The sequence below is a fragment of the Halomonas sp. N3-2A genome (assembly GCF_002216165.1).
In the GTDB taxonomy this organism is placed as follows: domain Bacteria; phylum Pseudomonadota; class Gammaproteobacteria; order Pseudomonadales; family Halomonadaceae; genus Vreelandella.
In genome coordinates, this window is record NZ_CP022286.1 from 2,045,280 (window position 1) to 2,063,896 (window position 18,617).

General features: G+C 55.3%; 15 protein-coding genes and 1 pseudogene. 5 read left to right on the forward strand and 11 right to left on the reverse strand.

What is annotated here, in order from left to right; genetic code table 11:
- Positions 1-181 precede the first annotated feature (181 nt).
- Positions 182-916, forward strand: coding sequence for a RibD family protein (locus CEK60_RS22675; protein ID WP_232471519.1), 735 nt, complete (start codon positions 182-184; stop codon positions 914-916).
- 63 nt (positions 917-979) lie between these two features.
- Here CEK60_RS22675 and CEK60_RS22680 read toward each other — a convergent pair.
- The 4 genes and pseudogenes from CEK60_RS22680 to CEK60_RS09685 form a co-directional block, all read right to left on the reverse strand.
- Positions 980-1,861 (reverse strand): annotated as a pseudogene (locus CEK60_RS22680) (lysylphosphatidylglycerol synthase transmembrane domain-containing protein); the annotation flags it as partial.
- A gap of 4 nt (positions 1,862-1,865) precedes the next feature.
- Complete coding sequence (locus CEK60_RS09675; RefSeq protein WP_089038833.1) at positions 1,866-3,812, reverse strand: glycosyltransferase; 1,947 nt, start codon at positions 3,810-3,812, stop codon at positions 1,866-1,868.
- Positions 3,809-4,207 (reverse strand): 6-pyruvoyl trahydropterin synthase family protein, encoded by a 399-nt coding sequence (locus CEK60_RS09680; RefSeq protein WP_089038834.1) that lies wholly within the window; start codon positions 4,205-4,207, stop codon positions 3,809-3,811. Before CEK60_RS09680 ends, CEK60_RS09675 begins: the two co-directional genes overlap by 4 nt.
- Positions 4,208-4,241: 34 nt before the next feature.
- The gene (locus CEK60_RS09685; RefSeq protein WP_089038835.1) at positions 4,242-5,231 is read right to left on the reverse strand and encodes a zinc-dependent alcohol dehydrogenase; all 990 of its coding nucleotides are present in this window, start codon (positions 5,229-5,231) and stop codon (positions 4,242-4,244) included.
- A 227-nt stretch (positions 5,232-5,458) separates the two neighbouring features.
- Between CEK60_RS09685 and CEK60_RS09690 the strand changes: the two genes are divergently transcribed.
- Positions 5,459-6,193 carry a CDP-alcohol phosphatidyltransferase family protein gene (locus tag CEK60_RS09690; protein WP_089038836.1) on the forward strand — a complete coding sequence of 245 codons (735 nt, stop codon included), beginning with the start codon at positions 5,459-5,461 and terminating at the stop codon, positions 6,191-6,193.
- A 167-nt stretch (positions 6,194-6,360) separates the two neighbouring features.
- On the opposite strand, the gene CEK60_RS09695 is transcribed toward CEK60_RS09690, so the two are convergent.
- Together CEK60_RS09695 and CEK60_RS09700 are read right to left on the reverse strand one after the other, a co-directional pair.
- A complete protein-coding gene (locus tag CEK60_RS09695) occupies positions 6,361-9,522 on the reverse strand; it encodes an efflux RND transporter permease subunit (RefSeq protein WP_089038837.1) in 3,162 nt (1,053 codons plus the stop codon).
- A gap of 6 nt (positions 9,523-9,528) precedes the next feature.
- Positions 9,529-10,713, reverse strand: a complete 1,185-nt coding sequence (locus CEK60_RS09700; RefSeq protein ID WP_089038838.1) for an efflux RND transporter periplasmic adaptor subunit — start codon at positions 10,711-10,713, stop codon at positions 9,529-9,531.
- Positions 10,714-11,192: 479 nt separating this feature from the next.
- Between CEK60_RS09700 and CEK60_RS09705 the strand changes: the two genes are divergently transcribed.
- Complete coding sequence (locus CEK60_RS09705; RefSeq protein ID WP_089038839.1) at positions 11,193-12,152, forward strand: AraC family transcriptional regulator; 960 nt, start codon at positions 11,193-11,195, stop codon at positions 12,150-12,152.
- Between the two features lie 394 nt (positions 12,153-12,546).
- Entirely contained in the window at positions 12,547-13,113 is a 567-nt protein-coding gene (locus CEK60_RS09710; RefSeq protein ID WP_089038840.1) for a manganese efflux pump MntP, read from the forward strand.
- Positions 13,114-13,463: 350 nt separating this feature from the next.
- Here the strand turns inward: CEK60_RS09710 and CEK60_RS09720 are convergent, their stop codons facing one another.
- The 5 genes from CEK60_RS09720 to CEK60_RS09740 all read right to left on the reverse strand — a co-directional run bounded on the left by CEK60_RS09720 (position 13,464) and on the right by CEK60_RS09740 (position 17,681).
- Positions 13,464-14,660 (reverse strand): multidrug effflux MFS transporter, encoded by a 1,197-nt coding sequence (locus CEK60_RS09720; RefSeq protein WP_198361491.1) that lies wholly within the window; start codon positions 14,658-14,660, stop codon positions 13,464-13,466.
- Between the two features lie 159 nt (positions 14,661-14,819).
- On the reverse strand, positions 14,820-15,248 hold the full coding sequence (locus tag CEK60_RS09725; protein ID WP_089038841.1) for an SRPBCC family protein: 429 nt from the start codon (positions 15,246-15,248) through the stop codon (positions 14,820-14,822).
- The gene (locus CEK60_RS09730) at positions 15,235-15,726 is read right to left on the reverse strand and encodes an SRPBCC family protein (protein ID WP_089038842.1); all 492 of its coding nucleotides are present in this window, start codon (positions 15,724-15,726) and stop codon (positions 15,235-15,237) included. The genes CEK60_RS09725 and CEK60_RS09730 overlap by 14 nt, the downstream gene beginning before the upstream one ends.
- On the reverse strand, positions 15,719-16,048 hold the full coding sequence (locus CEK60_RS09735) for an ArsR/SmtB family transcription factor (protein ID WP_083007844.1): 330 nt from the start codon (positions 16,046-16,048) through the stop codon (positions 15,719-15,721). The genes CEK60_RS09730 and CEK60_RS09735 overlap by 8 nt, the downstream gene beginning before the upstream one ends.
- A gap of 37 nt (positions 16,049-16,085) precedes the next feature.
- Positions 16,086-17,681 carry an MFS transporter gene (locus CEK60_RS09740; RefSeq protein WP_089038843.1) on the reverse strand — a complete coding sequence of 532 codons (1,596 nt, stop codon included), beginning with the start codon at positions 17,679-17,681 and terminating at the stop codon, positions 16,086-16,088.
- Between the two features lie 93 nt (positions 17,682-17,774).
- On the opposite strand from CEK60_RS09740, the gene CEK60_RS09745 reads away from it, so the two are divergent.
- Positions 17,775-18,569, forward strand: coding sequence for a helix-turn-helix transcriptional regulator (locus CEK60_RS09745; RefSeq protein ID WP_089038844.1), 795 nt, complete (start codon positions 17,775-17,777; stop codon positions 18,567-18,569).
- Positions 18,570-18,617 lie beyond the last annotated feature (48 nt).

The following is an 18,617-nucleotide window of genomic DNA, read 5'->3' on the forward strand; positions in this document are numbered from 1 at the left end:
CTCCAAGTTGCCGGTTGGGGCGGACAACGTTTGCTTGCGTCGGGCAACATGGCCCCGCATGATGAGTTGCTGTTTTTTGAGTGGAGATACCATGCCTAGTAGCAACGACGTAACGATCGATATCGACCAAGCGTGGGCATGGTTGCTGGACACTCAACAGGGCATCAAAAGTGACGCCACTATGACGCTTGATACCCATGGCGGTTGGCACTCTTCCTGCGCAGTCACAAGCGCCGCGCAGGAGCTGTTGACGTGTTTGCTGCCACTGGTGCGTCATTCGAGCTGGGTGGTTGCCCAACTGGGGCAAAGCCTGGATGGGCGCATCGCCACGGAAAGTGGTCACTCCCACTACATCAATGGCGTTGAAAGTTTGGTGCATCTGCACCGGCTGCGAGCGCTGGCCGATGCCGTGGTGATCGGCGCGGGTACGGCGAGTGCTGATAATCCTCAACTCACCGTGCGCCATGTGGCGGGCAAACACCCCACCCGAGTGGTGATTGACCCACGAGGACGTGTGCCCGTTGATTTGGCACTGTTCACCTCGTCTACCGCACCCACGCTGCATCTCACCGGGCCAGAAGCAACGGTGGCGCCAACGGCCGCCGAACACTGCGTGCTGCCGCTGGATACCAACGGTCAATTCCACCCTAACGACGTTATTGCCCTGCTGGCGGAGCGTGGTCTTACGCGGGTACTGGTAGAAGGCGGCGGCGTCACTGTTTCGCAATTCATTGAAGCGAACGCGGTCGACCGCTTGCATTTGCTGGTTGCGCCGCTGCTGATCGGTTCCGGCCGACCCGGGCTGCAGATGACGCCCATCGATACCCTTGAGAATGCGTTGCGCCCGACGATGCGCTCTTTCCGGTGCGGGGACGACACGCTGTTCGACGTAGTGCTGAGCGGACGCACTGCCTGACTGAGAACCAGACGGCGTAGCATGTGTACGTGAAGCCAGCGCTGCCCAAATACCTGGCAGGCTAGCCATCAGTACTAACACACCATACGCCAGTGATATCGCCACACCTTGCGCCGAAGGCAAGCCAACAAACATCCAAATGCCTGCGGCGGCGCCTTCCCGCAACCCCCATCCAGCAATCGAAAGGGGTACCAGCATGGCAAGCAGCAACACTGGAGCCAACGCCAAAATATCTAAGGTCGCCAGCTCTATGCCGATTGCCCGAGCCGCGCAGACCATCACCAGGCCATAGCTAAGCACGATAGCAAGAGAAGAGATCAGTTGCCGTGGCCATACGTCGCGCTGCAGTAGCCCGCGACGCATATCCTGCCCTAATGCAGCGCACCAAGCGGGTAGCGTTACCGCCGAGCGCCGCAGCCAGACCATCAGCGTCACACCGGCCACCATCACGATAACCGCTACGCCCGCCACTACCATCAAGCCACTGAAGCCCAGCGCTGTTAGCCAGAGTGGTGACGTGAACAAGGCGATTAGTGTGTAAAGTGCAATCGCCAGCTGCCCAGAGGCACGCTCAATCACCACCGCACGCCAAGCACTTCCCTTCGAAGAAGACTGACGGGCATGGCGATGAGCACGACCCGCATCACCCAACACACCGCCTGGTAGGAGTTGGTTAACCAACAACGCTAAGTAGTACTCCCGCAGTGCATAACGGTAGCGCAGCGGCACGTCGATTAAGCCTGCCGTCAACTGCCAGCGCCACGCGCTCAGCATCACTTGCAGCACACTGATCAACAGCGCCAGCGCCATCCAACCCGGCGCAAAACGCTGCACTTCGGCCATCACCGCATCTGGCTCTACCCACAGGGCAACAGCGGCCAGCAGCCCTAAGCTCACTAGCCCTTTTTGCACCCACGGGGTTCTCAGCCAGCGCCAGCGTCGCATGGGGTTAGCCCTCGTCCGCTGGCAGCGCCAGCAAGTCGCGGTGGCCTACCCAAATACCGATCTCGCCTTTGGCTACCTGACTTAGGCGCTCATTACGCCACTGGGCAATCCGTAACGCCGCCTCTGGAGCCTGTTCGTTAGCAGCGCTCGCCCATCCTTCAATCAACGCGCACATTAAGGGGTACTGCGCTGGCTTGCCCGCTGCCAAGCGCCATGGTGTTTCAGCCTCGTTAACACGATAACCGTGGCCAGCCATCGCGTTAGCTAGCGCGCTGTGGGCAGCACCGCCTAATGCACCGCCTAAGCCCTTATCGCGACGCTGGTGTGCGTTGAACAGCTCACTGATCCAGCGATCGTCAAGGTCGTTCAGAGGTTGCTGCTGGGCATTGGTAAAGTACCATTCGCCAGTAATGCTTAGAGTGACAAGAAGCGCTTGGCGATGTTTAGCGCACTGTGCAGCCAAGGCATCAATCCACTCTTGAGATACCAAGTCAATCAGCGCAGATGCCGTCACTACGTCACAGCGCGTAAGAGCTGGGTGATCAAGCTGTTTAAGGGTGACGCAGTGGGTTTCGACCTGCAGCGGTTCACTTTTACCGGTGTTCAATTGGCTGGTTCGCGAGTAGGCTTCATTAAGTAAGGCAGAATCATGGTCAATCAGCATCCAGCGCTGGGCATGCTGCAAGCGAGGTGCAAGAAACTGGCTATTGCTGCCGCGTCCACAGCCTAAATCCGCCAGTGTTATTGGCGACGAAGGTTCTGCTCTCTGCTGATTTTCTGATAACCAGCTCGCTAGTGCATCGACCAATGCTTGGCTGCGCGAATTGGCATCGACGCTTTCACGCAGCGATAGCCAATCCGCGGTAAATTGGCTTCCTGCCAACAATGTCGAAGGTTGCTGCAGCGCATTGGCAAACGCCTCCCCTGCAACCTGCCAGTCACCCAAGTGGGCACGTGCGGTGGCGGCGCCTGCGCGTAGTTCAGTACGTAGTGCCTCATCGTGGCAGAAAGCCGACAGCGCCCTCGACAGCGCCTCAACATCCCCCGGTGCTACGCTGATGCCAGCCCCTTTGGGTAAGGTATCTCTCAGCGCACCGCCGGTGGTGGTAATAACCGGCAAGCCATGGGCTAGCGCTTCAGTCACCACCATGCCGTAACCTTCATACCAAGAAGGCAACACCAGTGCATGGGCATTCTGATACGCGGCTTCCAGGGTCGCTGCATCACATTCGCCGTGAAGCGTTACCCGATCACCAAGTTGATGGTTGTCGATCAGTGTTTGAACGCGATCCGTAAATGCAGCATCACGCGCACCGCCAAAGCAGTCGCATCGCCAGTGCCCGCTCTCAACACCCGCCAAGGCTTGAACCAAAATATCCTGCCCCTTGCGCGGGGTCAGCGTTGCCACGCATAGCAGGCGGATAGGTTCGTTGGGTTGCGCCGCGGAGCTGAATGGAGCACGTTCAACGCCAGGTTCCACCACGCTGATAGGGGCACTAAATGGCAGCGCGTACTGTTCCGCCAGTGCTGTTACACGGCGTTCAGTAAAGCGACTGGTCACAATCACTCTATGCACATGCGCCAGCCCGAGCAGTTCGCAACGGTGAAAACGCTGCTGATCCAGCTCACTCAAGCCCTGCTCATCACCTAACGGATGATGCAGTAACGCAGTGATATCAAGGCGCTCAGCGTGGACAGCCACTACCTCTGGCAGCGCCCCCATGGCCAAACCGTCGATAATGACCCGCGCACGATCCTGCAACGCGGAAAGCGTGTCGGCGAGCGACTGAGCAGCCTCATCATCGGCATCTGGAAAACGCCCTGCCAACCCCACCACATTGATAGTCAGCCCACGCTCGCGCAGTGCAGCGACAATATGGGCGTCGTAAATATACCCACCGGTACGCTGGTCTGGATCGCCAGCCACTATCAAGGTCAATGGCTGACTCATAGCGCCCCTTCATAACTTGCCCACGCCACATGAGATTCATGCAGCTTGATCTCCATGTGCGTCAGCCCCTGAGCGGTGGTGCCCATTCTTCCTGCTTTAATGGCAGCCGCCAACTGGTCAAAAATCACCTTGGCCATAAATTCTGTGGTGGTGTTTTTACCGCTAAACTCGCTTACCTCATCAAGGTTGCGATAGTTGTAAGCCGCCAGCACCTCTTTAACCGTCTCACTAGCCAAACCGATATCAATCACTAGACCATCCTGGTCAAGTTCAGGGCGCTGGAATACTACGTCCACGACATAGGTGGCGCCGTGGGTGCGTTGGGCAGGGCCGAATATTTCCCCATTAAAACTGTGGGCAATCATGAAATGGTCACGAACGCATAAACGGTACATAGACACTCCTGTCGTGTTAAATAAGCCACATCGCCTAAGCGGGCAATGGGTAACGAATTCGATGACAAAGCGCTGTGCTATCAGGCCCAAACAGAGCAGGCGCCAGCGTTGGAAAATCGGCAAAATCGCTCTCACCGCTAATCAGCGCATCTAACCGCGGGTCGGTGAGTAAGCGTAAAGCGAGCGCTAAACGGCGACGGTAATTCCAGCGCGGCTGCAACTTGGTAGGCAGTTGCCCAACTTGGCTGGCGCGAAGCGTTAAACGCTGGGAGTGAAAAGCGCCCCCGAGTGGTAGCGACACATCGCCTTCGCCAAACCAGCTCATTTCAATCACCCGGCCTTCGTTGCCCAGCAAGCTCATGGCCAGCCTCAGGCCATCCGGCTGACCACTAGCATGGATCACGCAATCTTGGTCGCTGGGTGCCTGTTCTGGTGTACAGAAGGGAATCCCCAAATGCGTTGCCAGCGCTTCTCTCTCGGGGTTAATGTCGACCAGGCGTACTTCTACACCTGGAATTTGCGCACACAGATACGCCACCAGTACACCGACGACGCCAGCGCCCACCACACAAATGCGCTCGCCAAGCATGGGATTAGCATCCCACACACCGTTAATGGCAGTTTCCATATTGGCGGTTAACACGGCACGGGAAGCGGGTACGTCGTCGGGGAGCGCTAAAACAGCGTCTACCGGAACGACGTAGTAGTCCTGGTGCGGAAAAAGGCAAAAGACAGTTTTATTAAATAAATGATCTGGCCCCTGCTCCACATAACCAACGTTGCAGTAGCCGTATTTCACAGGAGTAGGAAACTCACCCGCTTGGAAGGGAGCGCGCATGCGCAAATATTCACTTTGCGGCACCCGTGCGTTAAACACGAGCGACTCAGTGCCACGGCTTACGCCACTATAAAGGGCACGAACCCGTACCTCATTGTCGTCGGGTGATGCTAGTGGCTCCTGCTTGAGCTCACCATGGGTAGGGTGGGTCACCCAAAAAGCCGTAGCGGTATCAGGCGGCAACATGACATTTCCTTATGGTTTAAGCGCTTCATCCCTCCATACAGCGTAGCCTAGAAAGCGAAGCGGCTGCTTAAGCCCTGGCTGCTTAACCCCTGTAAGCGCGAAGATGATTTGAAACAACTATATTCACATCATGGACAACCTTACCTTCTTATACAAGAATGGTACATAAGAAATAGTTTGCACACTTTAATTCAACCGCGGGCCAGTCAGCCGCTTTGCGAGTAAGCATGCTCTCTTTCTCCAACACCTCCAGTGTCTCTTTGCCCAAGCGTATTTACACCTTGGCTGAGATAGCCCTGGCCAGCCTATTACTCGCAGGCTTAGGATCGATGCTGCCGGGATTAGTCGCCAGCGCTGCAAACTGGTGGTTGGCAGTTGGCTTCTACGTCGTGATGGGCGTACTGGTGGTAAGTTTTTGGCCCCATGGCCCGCTCGGTTGGGCAAACCGGGTAACGCTTGGGCGCGGCGTACTCGTCGCCATCGTGGCAGGGGCACTGGCAGCGAATGCCTTTACTAACGCAATTTGGCTATGGCTAGCGGTGGCCGTCATCGCGTTATTACTGGACGGTGTGGATGGCTGGATTGCCAGGCGCACTAAAACCCACACCACGTTTGGCGCGCGCTTTGATATGGAGCTGGATGCAGTATTAATCCTGATACTCTGCATTGGCTTATTGCAGAGCGAACATCTAGGCGCTTGGGTACTACTGATTGGCGGCATGCGTTATTTATTTATCGCCGCTAGCTGGCCGTTTGCGTGGTTAAAAGCACCGTTATTCGAAAGTTTCCGGCGTAAAGCAGTGTGCGTGTGGCAGGTCATTGCATTGCTGCTGGCGTTAACGCCATTCACCTCTCCTCTTGTTGCCAGCCTGCTGGCACTGAGTGCGTTAGCCTCACTCAGCTACTCATTTGGCTTCGATGTGTGGTGGCTGTACCGGAAACACAAACATGACGCCCACTAGCAAAGTAAAGGTCAAGATATCATCTCGGTAAGCGTCTCCAACACGCCACTTTGGCCGAGCCAAAGTGGCGTATTAGATTGCTCAACTGCGCCACACTCTGTTGGCCAGAATGCGCATGAGTACGTTAGCAAGGCCCTCCTTCTAGTGCCCCTTCCTGGCCGGCATCATTATTCAGCGGCCAAAGTAGAGAGGTGATGACTGACAAGCGGGCGAGAGCCAGAGAGTTTACGCAGCGCCACATAGAATACCGGCGTGAGGAAAAGCCCAAACAGGGTGACCCCAACCATGCCGGCAAACACCGCCGTACCCAGCGCTGCCCGCACCTCGGCGCCCGCCCCGGTAGCAATGACCAACGGTAGCACAGCGGCGGTGAACGTGATCGAGGTCATAATAATGGGGCGCAGTCGCAGTCGGCAGGCTTCTAGGGCCGCGTCCACCACACTTTTGCCCTGCAGTTCCAGCTCGCGGGCGAACTCCACAATCAGAATAGCGTTCTTACACGCCAAGCCAATTAGCACCACCAATCCTACCTGTACGAAAATATTGTTGTCGCCATCACCAAACCAGACGCCGATGAGTGCCGAGAGCATGCACATGGGGACAATCAGGATCACCGCTAAGGGTAACGTCCAGCTTTCATAGAGTGCCGCCAGCACCAAAAACACCAGCAGAATCGACAGTGGAAAGACCACCAGCGCAGCGTTTCCCTGGGTGGACTGCTGGTAACTTAGGTCGGTCCATTCGAACGCCATGCCCGGCGGCAGCACCTCCATTGCCAAGGCATTGATCGCATCCATTGCCTGAGCAGAAGAGAGCAACCTAGGGTCAGCCTCCCCGGCCAAGTCCGCCGCCGGATAGCCGTTGTAGCGCAGTACCGGGTCTGGACCGAAGGTTTGTGTGATATTTACCATGGTACCAATAGGCACCATTTCGCCCTGGTCATTGCGGGTACGCAGGCGGGCAATGTCTTCCACGCTAGTCCGGTAAGGAGCGTCCGCTTGGGCAATTACCTGCCAGGTTCGGCCAAAGCGATTAAAATCATTCACATAGGTCGAACCCAGATAGATCTGCAGAGTGTCGAATAGCTCGGTTAGTGGCACTCCCTGGGCTTTAGCCCTCAGCCGATCGACCTCGGCATCTAACTGCGGCACATTCGATTGGTAGCTGCTAATCGGGAAGCCCATCCCTGGCGTTTGGGCGATAGCGCCCTGGAGCTGATTAACCGCTCCCTGCAGCGCTCCATAACCCAGGTTGCCGCGATCCTCGATGAACATCTGGTAGCCCGACCCATTGCCAAGACCCAGAATGGGGGGCGGCATAAACGCAAACGCAAAGCCCTCTTTTAGGCCTCCTATGCCCTGATTAATCCTGGCGTTTATCTCTGCGGCGGTGAGGCTACGCTCGCCAAAGGGGCTAAGGGTGAGAAACACTACTCCTGTGTTGGAAGTGTTAGTGAACTGCAGCGCGTTAAGGCCAGGAAAGGCAATGGCGTGCTCAACACCGTCGGTCTCCATGGCAATATCTACCACCTCTTGGAGCATCTGATCGGTTCTCTCCAGGGATGCCCCCTCTGGCAAAATAACGCCGGCAATCAGGTACAGCTTGTCCTGCACCGGAATAAAGCCGGGTGGCACCACCTTGAACATCAATCCCGTTCCGGTGAGTAATAGAGCGTAAACCATGAATACCGCGCCACGCCGTTTTAGGGAACGCGCCACGCCGCCCTGGTACTTTTCTGCGCTGGCGTTGAAGAAGCGATTGAAGGGCCGAAAAATCCAGCCGAATAGCCAATCGATTAGCCGGGTGAGTCGATCCTTAGGCGCGTCGTGGGGTTTGAGCAGCATCGCCGCCAAAGCGGGCGACAGGGTTAAAGAGTTAATCGTGGAGATAACAGTAGAGATGGCAATCGTTACCGCAAACTGGCGGTAAAACTGCCCGGTCACCCCGGAAAGAAAGGCCATCGGTATAAACACCGCACACAGCACCAAGCCGATAGCAACGATTGGGCCAGAGACCTCTTTCATCGCCTGATGGGCCGCGGCCTGGGGATTGAGACCTTCACCGATGTTGCGCTCGACGTTCTCCACCACCACGATGGCGTCGTCGACCACAATGCCGATGGCCAACACCAGCCCGAATAGGGTCAGCGTGTTGATCGAGTACCCCAACAGATAGAGCGCCCCAAAGGTGCCGATCACCGATACTGGCACCGCCAATAGAGGAATGATGGAGGCGCGCCAGGTTTGCAGAAATAGAGTAACGACCAGTACCACCAGCAGCACGGCTTCCAGCAGGGTTTTGACGACTGCCTTGATCGAATCGCTAACAAAGATAGTGGTGTCGTAGACCGCCTCATACTCAACACCGGTAGGGAACTGCGTGGCCAACTCATCCATGGTGGCCACCACCTGTTCGCGGATAGCCAGCGCATTGGCACCCGGCGCCTGGAAAATACCAATGGCGACCGCATCATTGCCATCAAGCTGCGAACGCAGAGTGTAGTCCCCAGCGCCCATCTCCAGTCGGGCCACATCCGACAACCTTAGAATGTCGCCACTGTCACCGCGTTTCAGCACGATGTCGCCAAACTCCTCCGCCGTCTCCAAGCGCCCACGGGCGTTGATCAGGGTCAGAAAATCACTCTCTCCGATCGGTTCAGCGCCCAACTGCCCGGCGGATACCTGGACATTTTGCTCGCGCATGGCAGCCACTACATCGCTAGCGGTGAGACCACGCGCCGCCACCCGCTCGGGATCGAGCCAGGCACGCATGGCGTAGTCACCACCACCAAATATCTGGGCGTCCCCTACCCCTTCTAGCCGGGCCAGACGATCTCTGACATGCAGCCGCACGTAGTTGCGCAGATAGAGAGTGTCGTATTCGCCCCCGGGCGAAGTAAGGTGAACAACCATCAGGAAAGTGGGCGACTGCTTCTGGGTGGTCACGCCCTGGCGACGCACGGCTTCCGGCAAGCGCGCCTCGGCTTGACTTACCCGGTTCTGCACCCTGACGGCCGCCTCCTCCGCATCAGTACCAGGGCGAAAGGTGACGGTCATCTGCAGTACGCCGTCAGAGCCTGCGACGGACTTGAAGTACATCAAGTCCTCGACACCATTGATGGCTTCCTCCAAAGGCGTCGCTACCGTCTCGGCGATCTCCTTCGGGTTGGCACCCGGATAGACCGTGCGCACCACCACCGAGGGTGGCACCACATCCGGGTACTCGCTAATCGGCAGGTTGGGGATGGAGATCAGTCCGATCGCCAGGATGATAATCGACAGCACCGCCGCAAAGATCGGTCGGTCGACAAAGAAACGGGAGAAATTCATGGCGGTTTACTCTTCCCTAGCAGCAAGGGTGGTGGGTGGGGCATCGACAGTCGAGGCGGCAACGGCGCTTTGCGGGTTCACTTCCATTCCAGGGAAGAACACTTTTTGCACACCGTTGACGATAATTCGATCACCGGGGCTAAGTCCTTCGGTGATCACCATCTGCTCCCCCATCTGACGACCGGTCGCTACTTGGCGACGCTCTGCCCGATTGTCACCATCAACGACATAGACATAGCGACGATCTTGGTCGGTCAAAATTGCCTTACGTTCCACCAGCAGCGCCTGTTCCAAACTCGCTATCGGCATTTCAACCCGGGCAAACTCTCCCGGCCGGATACGGCCATCAGGGTTGGCCAACCGAGCCCGGAACTGCAGTGTTCCCGTGCTGGGGTTTAAACGGTTATCAATAAAGTCCAGCGTGCCACTGTATTGACGCTGCGGATCTCCGCCCAACTCAATCTTCAGGCTGCTCTCTTCATCAGTTAGCAGGACTTGGCTGGCAAAAGCGGCCTGTTCGTCCGCTTCGAAGTAGACATGAATCGGGTCGATGGTCACGAGAGTCGTCAGCAGGCTTTGGTCAGCGTTAGCCAAATTGCCTCGGGTCACCATTGCCCGACCGGCACGACCACTGACCGGCGCTGTAATGCGGGTGTACTCAAGGTTAAGCTCGGCGGTCTGCAGCGCTGCCTCAGCGGCATCGACCATGGCACGAGAAGTACTCAGGGCCGATTGACGCTGGTCGTGCACCTCCTGTGAAATCGCCTGACGCCCCAGCAAGACCCGAGCACGCTCAGCTTCACTGCCCGCTTGAGCCTGCTGGCTCCTGGCCTGGGCTAGATCCGCCTGGGCGGCACTAACACGGGCTTGGTATGGGCGCGGATCAATCAGGAACAGTAGATCCCCCTGCTCCACAAGCTCTCCCTCCTCGAACGCCACCTCCTGGATATAGCCGCTGACGCGAGGTCTTAGTTCCACCGTTTCCGCCGCTTCTACTCGCCCGGTGAAGGTTTCACTCAACACTACCGGTTGGGAAACCATACTCACCACCTCTACTTCTGGCGGCGGTGGTGGCGAAGCTGCCGCCTCCTCGCTCTTGGCCTTGCAGCCGGTAAGCAAAGCCATTACCAGTAGCAACGGGATGATTCCCCGGCAACTCGTTGAGCGAGCACTTTGATCCAAACTTCCCATGATTACTTGCTCCAGTGACTATCGGAAACCGATATCAGCGTTGGTTATATAATTGCGTACCGCATTGGTGGTTAGCGTTTAACTAGTCGGTTGGGTAGCGTCAGATTCGACATCCACTTTGCAACCTCAAGTTAAGTTGAGGTCAATAGGTCAACGGTCGATTTTTTATCAAGGAGGCTGACAGGGGGTTGCTAGCTCCTAATCAGAAGCTCTCTACGGTAGGGTCTTTAAGGGCAATGGAGGTATCGGGTTCCTGCGGTAAGATTGCCTATTTCTGTCGTGAGGAGTGAAAGGCTTCACTTGGCGAGGTATTTGGATCATCGCGCTGTTTCGATTTTTTAGCATAATGACCGTTTTCTGACACGCGGCACGGATTGCCGGTTTCTACCCAGTGCTTGCCCGATCCTGCAAAAAAACTGAAAAAGCCTCCTATGCGCGCAGCGAAGACATATACTGCAGGCTGTTAGGGAGGAGAGCCATTGACCGATACCGTGCCTGAGCAGGCCACCTATTTCAGTGACAGCCTGCCGCAGCAATTAAGCAAAATTGTCCGTCGCTGGACGCCCTTGGAGGAGCTTCAGAATACGGCGATTCCCGAGGTGCAACTGATACGTGCTGACGCCCCCACCACCTTTCACTGCGCCGTATACGAACCGTGCCTGTGCTTTGTCATTCAGGGCAGCAAGACAGTGCTATTGGGTGACAAGGAGATCGTCTACACCGGGCCTAGCTATATGGGAAGCGCCATTCACCTACCGGTGGTAGGCAGAATTGACCATGCCACTCCGGAAATCCCCTACCTAGCAGTAAAAGTCTCGGTAGACCCTCAGGAGGTAGCAGGACTGATACTGGAACTGGGTGACAAAGCACCGCCCGCGGGAAATGATACTATCTGCCCCGAGACAGACTGTGGATTAAAATCGGCGCCCATGGACACACCTATGCTGGGTGCGCTCTATCGGCTGTTAAGCCTGCTCGACTCACCGGAAGATATTCAGATACTTTCGCCCCTAGCTAGGCGCGAGCTAGTCTACCGGGCACTCATGGGTGCAATGGGGCCTCACATGCGCCGATTTGCCGCCTCTGACTCCCAAGCCAACCGGATTGCCAAGGTCATCTGCGCTCTTAAAGAACGCTACACGCAACCGTTCAAGATCAGCGAGCTGGCCGCCGCCGCCAACATGAGCGAATCGACGCTTTACCATAGCTTCCGACAAGTCACACGCATGTCGCCGCTGCAATACCAGAAGAAACTACGCCTGCACGAAGCCCGACGGCTGATGCTGGCAGAAGGGCTGGAAGCGGCCACGGCCAGCTACCGGGTGGGTTATGAAAGCCCTTCCCACTTCAGCCGCGAATATAGCCGCATGTTTGGCGCGCCGCCACGTGCTGATGTTATCCAACTACGCGGCATCGCTGCTGCCTCGCAGCCAGCTTAATTCTGAGTGTATTGTCGCGATGATGAATCGATGCTGGCAATACCACTCTGATTACCGCGCGCTATTCCTCAACACCCATTACTTATGAAACTAAGCTAACAAACTCACTACTCTTTTTAACATCCACTTTTAGCCTCATGCTATTTAAACAACCTTGAATCAACTATTATAAAATATATAAAAGCCAAGAAAATAAGCCAATATAAACACTGTTAGCCAAGGCTATACTAGTTCGCAACTACAAACTTTATTTTTAACTACGCTGCTTGTTTGTTTAATCAAATATGGTAGGATTCATCGCAACTGAATACCCGACCTTGTTACTCAGGCATACCGCTCTAGGTGATGCCCAAGGGATTTATGCGCGGTAATTTTTGGCGAGAGTTCACACTCAATGACACCGACCACCATGTTGTTTCTAGCCGTTTCCATGTCGGCCGATGCATTTGCCGCCTCGATAAGTAAAGGTGCCGAGTTAAAAAAACCCAGATTCCGACATGCCATTGGCATTGGTCTCGTCTTCGGCATTATTGAAACGTTAACCCCCTTACTAGGCTGGATAGCGGGCAAAGCATCTCAACAGTACGTTGAAGCCTGGGACCACTGGATTGCCTTTACCCTGCTAGCACTGATCGGCCTGCATATGATGCATGCTGGGATCACAAAGGAAGACAAAATAGAGCATCGCAAACAGACGCTCTGGTTATTGGTGTTAACCGCCACTGCTACCAGCATTGATGCCATGGCTGTGGGCGCCAGCCTCGCCTTCATCGATGCCAATATCATCGCCACCAGCCTAGCTATCGGTCTCGCTACTACGGTAATGGCCTCTATCGGCACTTTTCTGGGTAATAAGCTTGGCCATTTTGTCGGTCACTGGGCCGAACTTATCGGCGGTATTGTGCTAATCGGAATTGGCTTAGCAGTATTAGCCGAGCACACAGCTTTTTTTAATGCTTAACCAGCCAATTATAACCATGCCCCCTTTTTAAACTTGGAACTCTTTCTTAAGCGATTGAGCTTTCACACATCAAGCCACCATAAAAAGCGTAAGAAGAAGCCATTTATTTAACTAAAGACTAAAGCTTCGGTAGCAGGTCAGCCAAATGGCGTAATTTATCTGGATTACGCATAACGTATAGTGCCTGGATACGACTATCCACAACTTCCAGTGTCATGATCTGGGTTAGCCCTTCGTATTCGATCGTTAACCACCCAGGAAGCCCATTAACAATTACAGGGCTTACCCTGCAAGGGCTGGATGACGTCAACTTGCGGGCCAAGCCTGCAAGTTGACATCTTTCAAAAACCCTAGACCACGGCCTCTTGTGGCGTACCGCGCAAGGTCAACAGCGACAAGCCCGCGGCCACCAGCGAGCACAGTGCGATGGCTGCGGTCAGCATCAGTGGGGTGCCGTCGAACACCACACTGACCACAGCAATGGCGGCAGCGCCCAGCATCATTTGTAGGGTGCCGCCCAAGGCCGCCGCTGTACCGGCGATGGGGCCGTGTTCCTCCAGCGATAACACCATGGACGTGGGAATCACCAGACCAAGAAACGCAAAGGTTGTAATCAGCATTCCCACCAGCAGCGGGAAACTGGTGTATCCCAGCGCCACCAGCGTAAACATCAGGCAGGCCGACACGGCGTAACCTGCCACCGCCCATTTCACCACCGTGATGGAACCGAAACGGACACCGAGATTGGAGGCAATCTGGCTGGTGGTAAAGAACCCCAGGGCGTTCAGTGCGAACGCGAGACTGAACTGGAATGCTGTAAGGCCGTAGTAGCCGGTGTAGAGAAACGAGGCGGTGGCCAGAAAGGCAAAGAAACTGGCCATGCCCATACCACCAATCAACGTCAGGCCCATATATCCCGAGTCCCGGAACAATACGCCGAAAGCGTTCATCATGGCGTTGAAGCGAAAAGGTGCGCGGTCTGCCGGGGCCAACGTTTCCTTCAAAGCGAAGCTGGTCAGAAACAGGCCCAACACCGTGGCAATGGCGACCGCGACAAAGACAGCACGCCAGCCGAAGGGCACGATGATCGAGGTGCCCATCAGGGGTGCTAGCATCGGTGAAACGGCAATCACCAGCATGATGGTGGACATCATGCGAGTCGCCTCGGTGCCGGTGTAGCGGTCACGGATCACCGCGCGCGGAATAGACATGACCGCAGCCGCCCCCATACCTTGCAAAAAGCGCAAAGCAATCAGCCATTCGATGGTGGGCGCGAACGCACAACCAATCGAGGCGACACCGAAGATACCAAGGCCAAAGTAGAGCGGTGGCTTGCGGCCGAACACATCGGAGGCCGGTCCGTAAAAAAGCTGGCAGATACCAAACGCAATGAAGAACGACATCAACGTCCACTGCGCGGCCGACACCGACGCCCCCAGGTCTTCACTGATGGCCGGCATAGCGGGCAAGTACATATCAATGGCAAAAGGGCCGATCCAGCTCAGCAGGCCGAGCACCAGTGCCATTTTTATCATATCGGCTTTCACTGAATATTCCTTTATCAATAAGTGTGTTCATCCGAAAGCCGAAATGGCTTCGTCCTATGCCAAGCAGTCGTGTGGGGGAGGTAAATATCGACAACAATTTGCAAAATATTATTCTGAAGGCTGATCGTGATTGCTTGTCACAATTGAACAGCGGCTCTACTAAAACGTCCGGGTCTGGTAATGAATACCGGCCCCTTCTTCACAGTATTGCTTAAGGCTCAGCAGGAATATCGCCCAGTTATAGTTGCAGAAACGGAAGAACTCGGTCACTTCACGCCAATCGGTATGCTTGAGAGTGACGGCCGTTTTGCCTCCTCGTTGTTCTAGCTCGAAACTGACGCTGGTCCCAATCCACTCCGGGTCTGAATCGATACATTGCCAAGTCATCTTAGCATTGGGCACCAGCTTCACGATCGTCATCTTTGTCGGGTGCTCATCCCCAAATCGGAATTCATTGACCGCATCAAGTTGGGCAGTGAATGTTAAATCCTGGGTCCACACCTCGGCCAGGCCACGAGCCGTGGTCAACACTTCGTAAACACGTGAAAGAGGGGCATTTACGTATTGAATATGTTCAATGCGCGCCATCAGTATCACTCCTTAGCAGAGGGCTGCCGCCTTCCAGCAAGCTTTTGAGACTGGAAAGAATGACTGGCCAGCCGACGCTGATGCCTTGCAGTACCTTGCTGTTCTCCTCGAATTGATCGTGAATCAGCGTTAGGCGTACTTGGCCCATATACTCGGCAATCTCAAACGTGACCCGAGACGGTTTTTCAGGTCTCGTCAGATCAACTTTTTCGCCCTCGTATCCTGGCATCTCGTCATCGTTTTCAGGAATGAAGGTATAGGACAAACGGTGCGGCGGGTCTGACTCCAGCACCTCGCCGCGCCAATCCAGTGATCCATCGGCCTTGACTAGTTTAACCGTTGCTCCCGCCGTCCACGCCGACGTAAGCTGCCGCCCACCCCAGTATTCGCGGGTAAACTCCCCTTCCGTCAACGCTTTCCACAGTTGCTCGGGCGTCGTGTTAATGTAAATAACGTAGGCAAAATCGGGCTTACTCATTGTGATGGTCCTCAAGCTTCTGTTTGAGACTGTCCACCGCCGCAATCCGCTGATGAGTGAACTTACTGACCCAGCGTTGGTGGATCTGCTGAATTGGCTCGGCATTGAGGTAATGCAGCTTTTCTCTCCCCCGCCACGCCGTAACCACCAGCCCCGCTTCTTCCAGCAGCGCCAAGTGTCTGGTAACGCCCTGTCGACTCATGGAGAGTCGTTCGCACAGTTCATTGAGTGCCTGCCCATTATTTTCAAACAGGCTATCCAGCAGCTGGCGCCGCGAGGGATCAGCGAGCGCTTTGAAAACAAGATTGAGATTAGTTGTCATAACGACATTATGCAACCAAATAGTTGCATGTCAAAATTTAGTGCTCACCCTCACCAACTGCCTGTACATGCCGAAGGCTAGCAGCCGACAACAACGCCAGCGCCAAAATAGTGATGCCACTGACGATGGCCACAGCATTCATTCCTTGCGTAAACGCTGACTGTGCTTGCTCAAGTATCCCGTCGGGAAGTCGTTCAGCAACGGACGTTGCGGACCACAAACTTTCTCCAAGGGCACGGGAGACATCGTCTGGCACCTCATCAGGAATCGCACTGGCAATCTGCACGCGATACAACAGGGTTGCCAGGCTACCGAGAAGTGCTACGCCCAGCGCTACACCCAACTCCTGAACCATCTCGGACATGGACGACGCGGACCCAGCTTTTTCCGCAGGAGCCGCGCCTACCACCAAGTCGGTGCCCAGCGCAGCGATGGTGCCCAACCCCAGATACACTAATGAAAATCCCAAAACGACCTGGAGTACCTGAACAGACAGCGGGTCTACTCGAGCCAGAAAAGCACAGCCGATGCTTGCAAGCATCAGCGCGACAGCAATAACAAACGCAGGCCGAATACGGCGCGCCAAGATAGGAGCAAGAATACCGGCAAGCACCATCATCAGCGCCGGCGGCCCCATCCACAGTCCAGCAATCAGCGGCGTGTAGCCCGCTACTAGCTGAAGATATTGAGTGACTAGAAGCATCATTCCCGCCACACCCACCAGCCCTAGCAACATTATGACCAGCGCAGCAGTAAAGGTTTTACTAGCAAACAGTTTGAGATCAAGCAAAGGATCAAGAAGCTTCTTTTGTCGATGCACAAAGAGCAATGTTCCTATGATCCCTAACGCCAGTGTCATCACTACCAGTGGCGTCACACCGGCTTTAGAGAACGCCTTTATGGCATAGATACTTGGCAGAATTGCTATCAACAGCAGTAGAACACTTAAAATATCCAGACGGCCTGCCTGCGGATTGCGATACTCCGGCAGCAGTAATGGCGCAGTTAATAACAGTACGATGACGATGGGCACGGCAATTAGGAAAGCCGCTCCCCACCAAAAGGGGGCTAACAGCAACCCACCGACTACCGGCCCCAAGGCCATCCCCAGTGCAAACATGGTCGCCCATATCCCAATCGCCAATGCCCGCTGGCGCAGATCAAAAAACATATTGCTAATCAAGGCCAGCGTAGAAGGCATCAGCGTTGCTCCGGCAACACCCAGCGCTGCCCGCGCCACAATAAGCCACTCGGCATTAGGCGCATAAGCGGCAAACACTGACGCGACCGCAAACGCAAAGGCCCCGATCATTAGTAGTCGACGTCGGCCAACCCGATCCCCTAGCGTGCCCATCGTGATAAGAAAACCAGCGATCATGAAGCCGTAGGCATCCATAATCCACAGCGCCTGCGTACTGCTCGGCTGTAGCTCTACCGCTAAGGCAGGAAGCGCAAGGTAGAGAATAGTGACATCGAGCCCAAGCAGCATGGTGGGCAGGGCCAATACCGCAAGCCCCGCCCACTCTTTAATGCCAGCCTTGTTGCAGGGCCTTCCGCCGGTATCCGTATAACCTGTGTCCGTATTACCTGTGTCCGTATTAACAGGGGTGTGAACATCACAGCTGAATGACATGTCGCCTCCGACTTCATCATGGAAGTAGGCATTCTCAGACACTCTATATGGGGTTACAATATAGCTAATTATCCTATTACTAGAGGTAATAGCGTGGCGAATCATAGGCTTGAGCGAACACAGTGTGATCTCACCGAATTCATGCTGCGGCATCGTCAAAAATTAACGCCTGCTGACGTCGGGCTTCCCACTAGCGGGCGAAGGCGTACCCCGGGCTTAAGACGAGAAGAGGTTGCTGCGCTCGCTGGGGTAGGCCTGACGTGGTACACCTGGTTTGAGCAGGGCCGTGACATTAAGGTCTCCGAACGTTTTCTGCTCAACCTCTCCCGTGCCCTAAAACTGGATGACGCCGAGTGCTGTCACCTATTTCTATTAGCGCACCGCCGAGCACCGCCTGCAGAAGCGTATCAAGAGCAGAGTACTTCCCCCCGAATCCAGTCGCTGATGGATGACCTCTCTCGCCCTAGTTACGTGATGAACCTGCGTTGGGATGCTATTGGCTGGAATGCGCAGGCTGATGAACTACTTCAGTTCAGCAGCCGAGAAGCGTCTGAGCGCAATCTATTAAGGATGGTATTTACCGCTCCCGACCTGCGTCGACGACTCCCTGACTGGCAACAGGATGCGTCGAATATGCTGGCACAGTTTCGTTGTGACTTAGCTGTCGCCCCTGAAGACCCAGTCATGCAAACGCAAATTGAAGAGCTTTGCCAGTTATCGCCAGACTTCCGGCACTGGTGGGAAGCGTCAAGCATGGAAGGTTACAACCGAGGAATCAGTAGCCTCCTTGATACAGAGGGCGAGCATCATACCTATACCCATGAGACGCTCATCGTTGATGAACACCGTCATCTCAAGATGGTTGTTTACTTCGCAGCAGAAGAGTGAACAGACAAACCCTGTTATGGAGGAAGCTGATCACTCAGAATATAAATC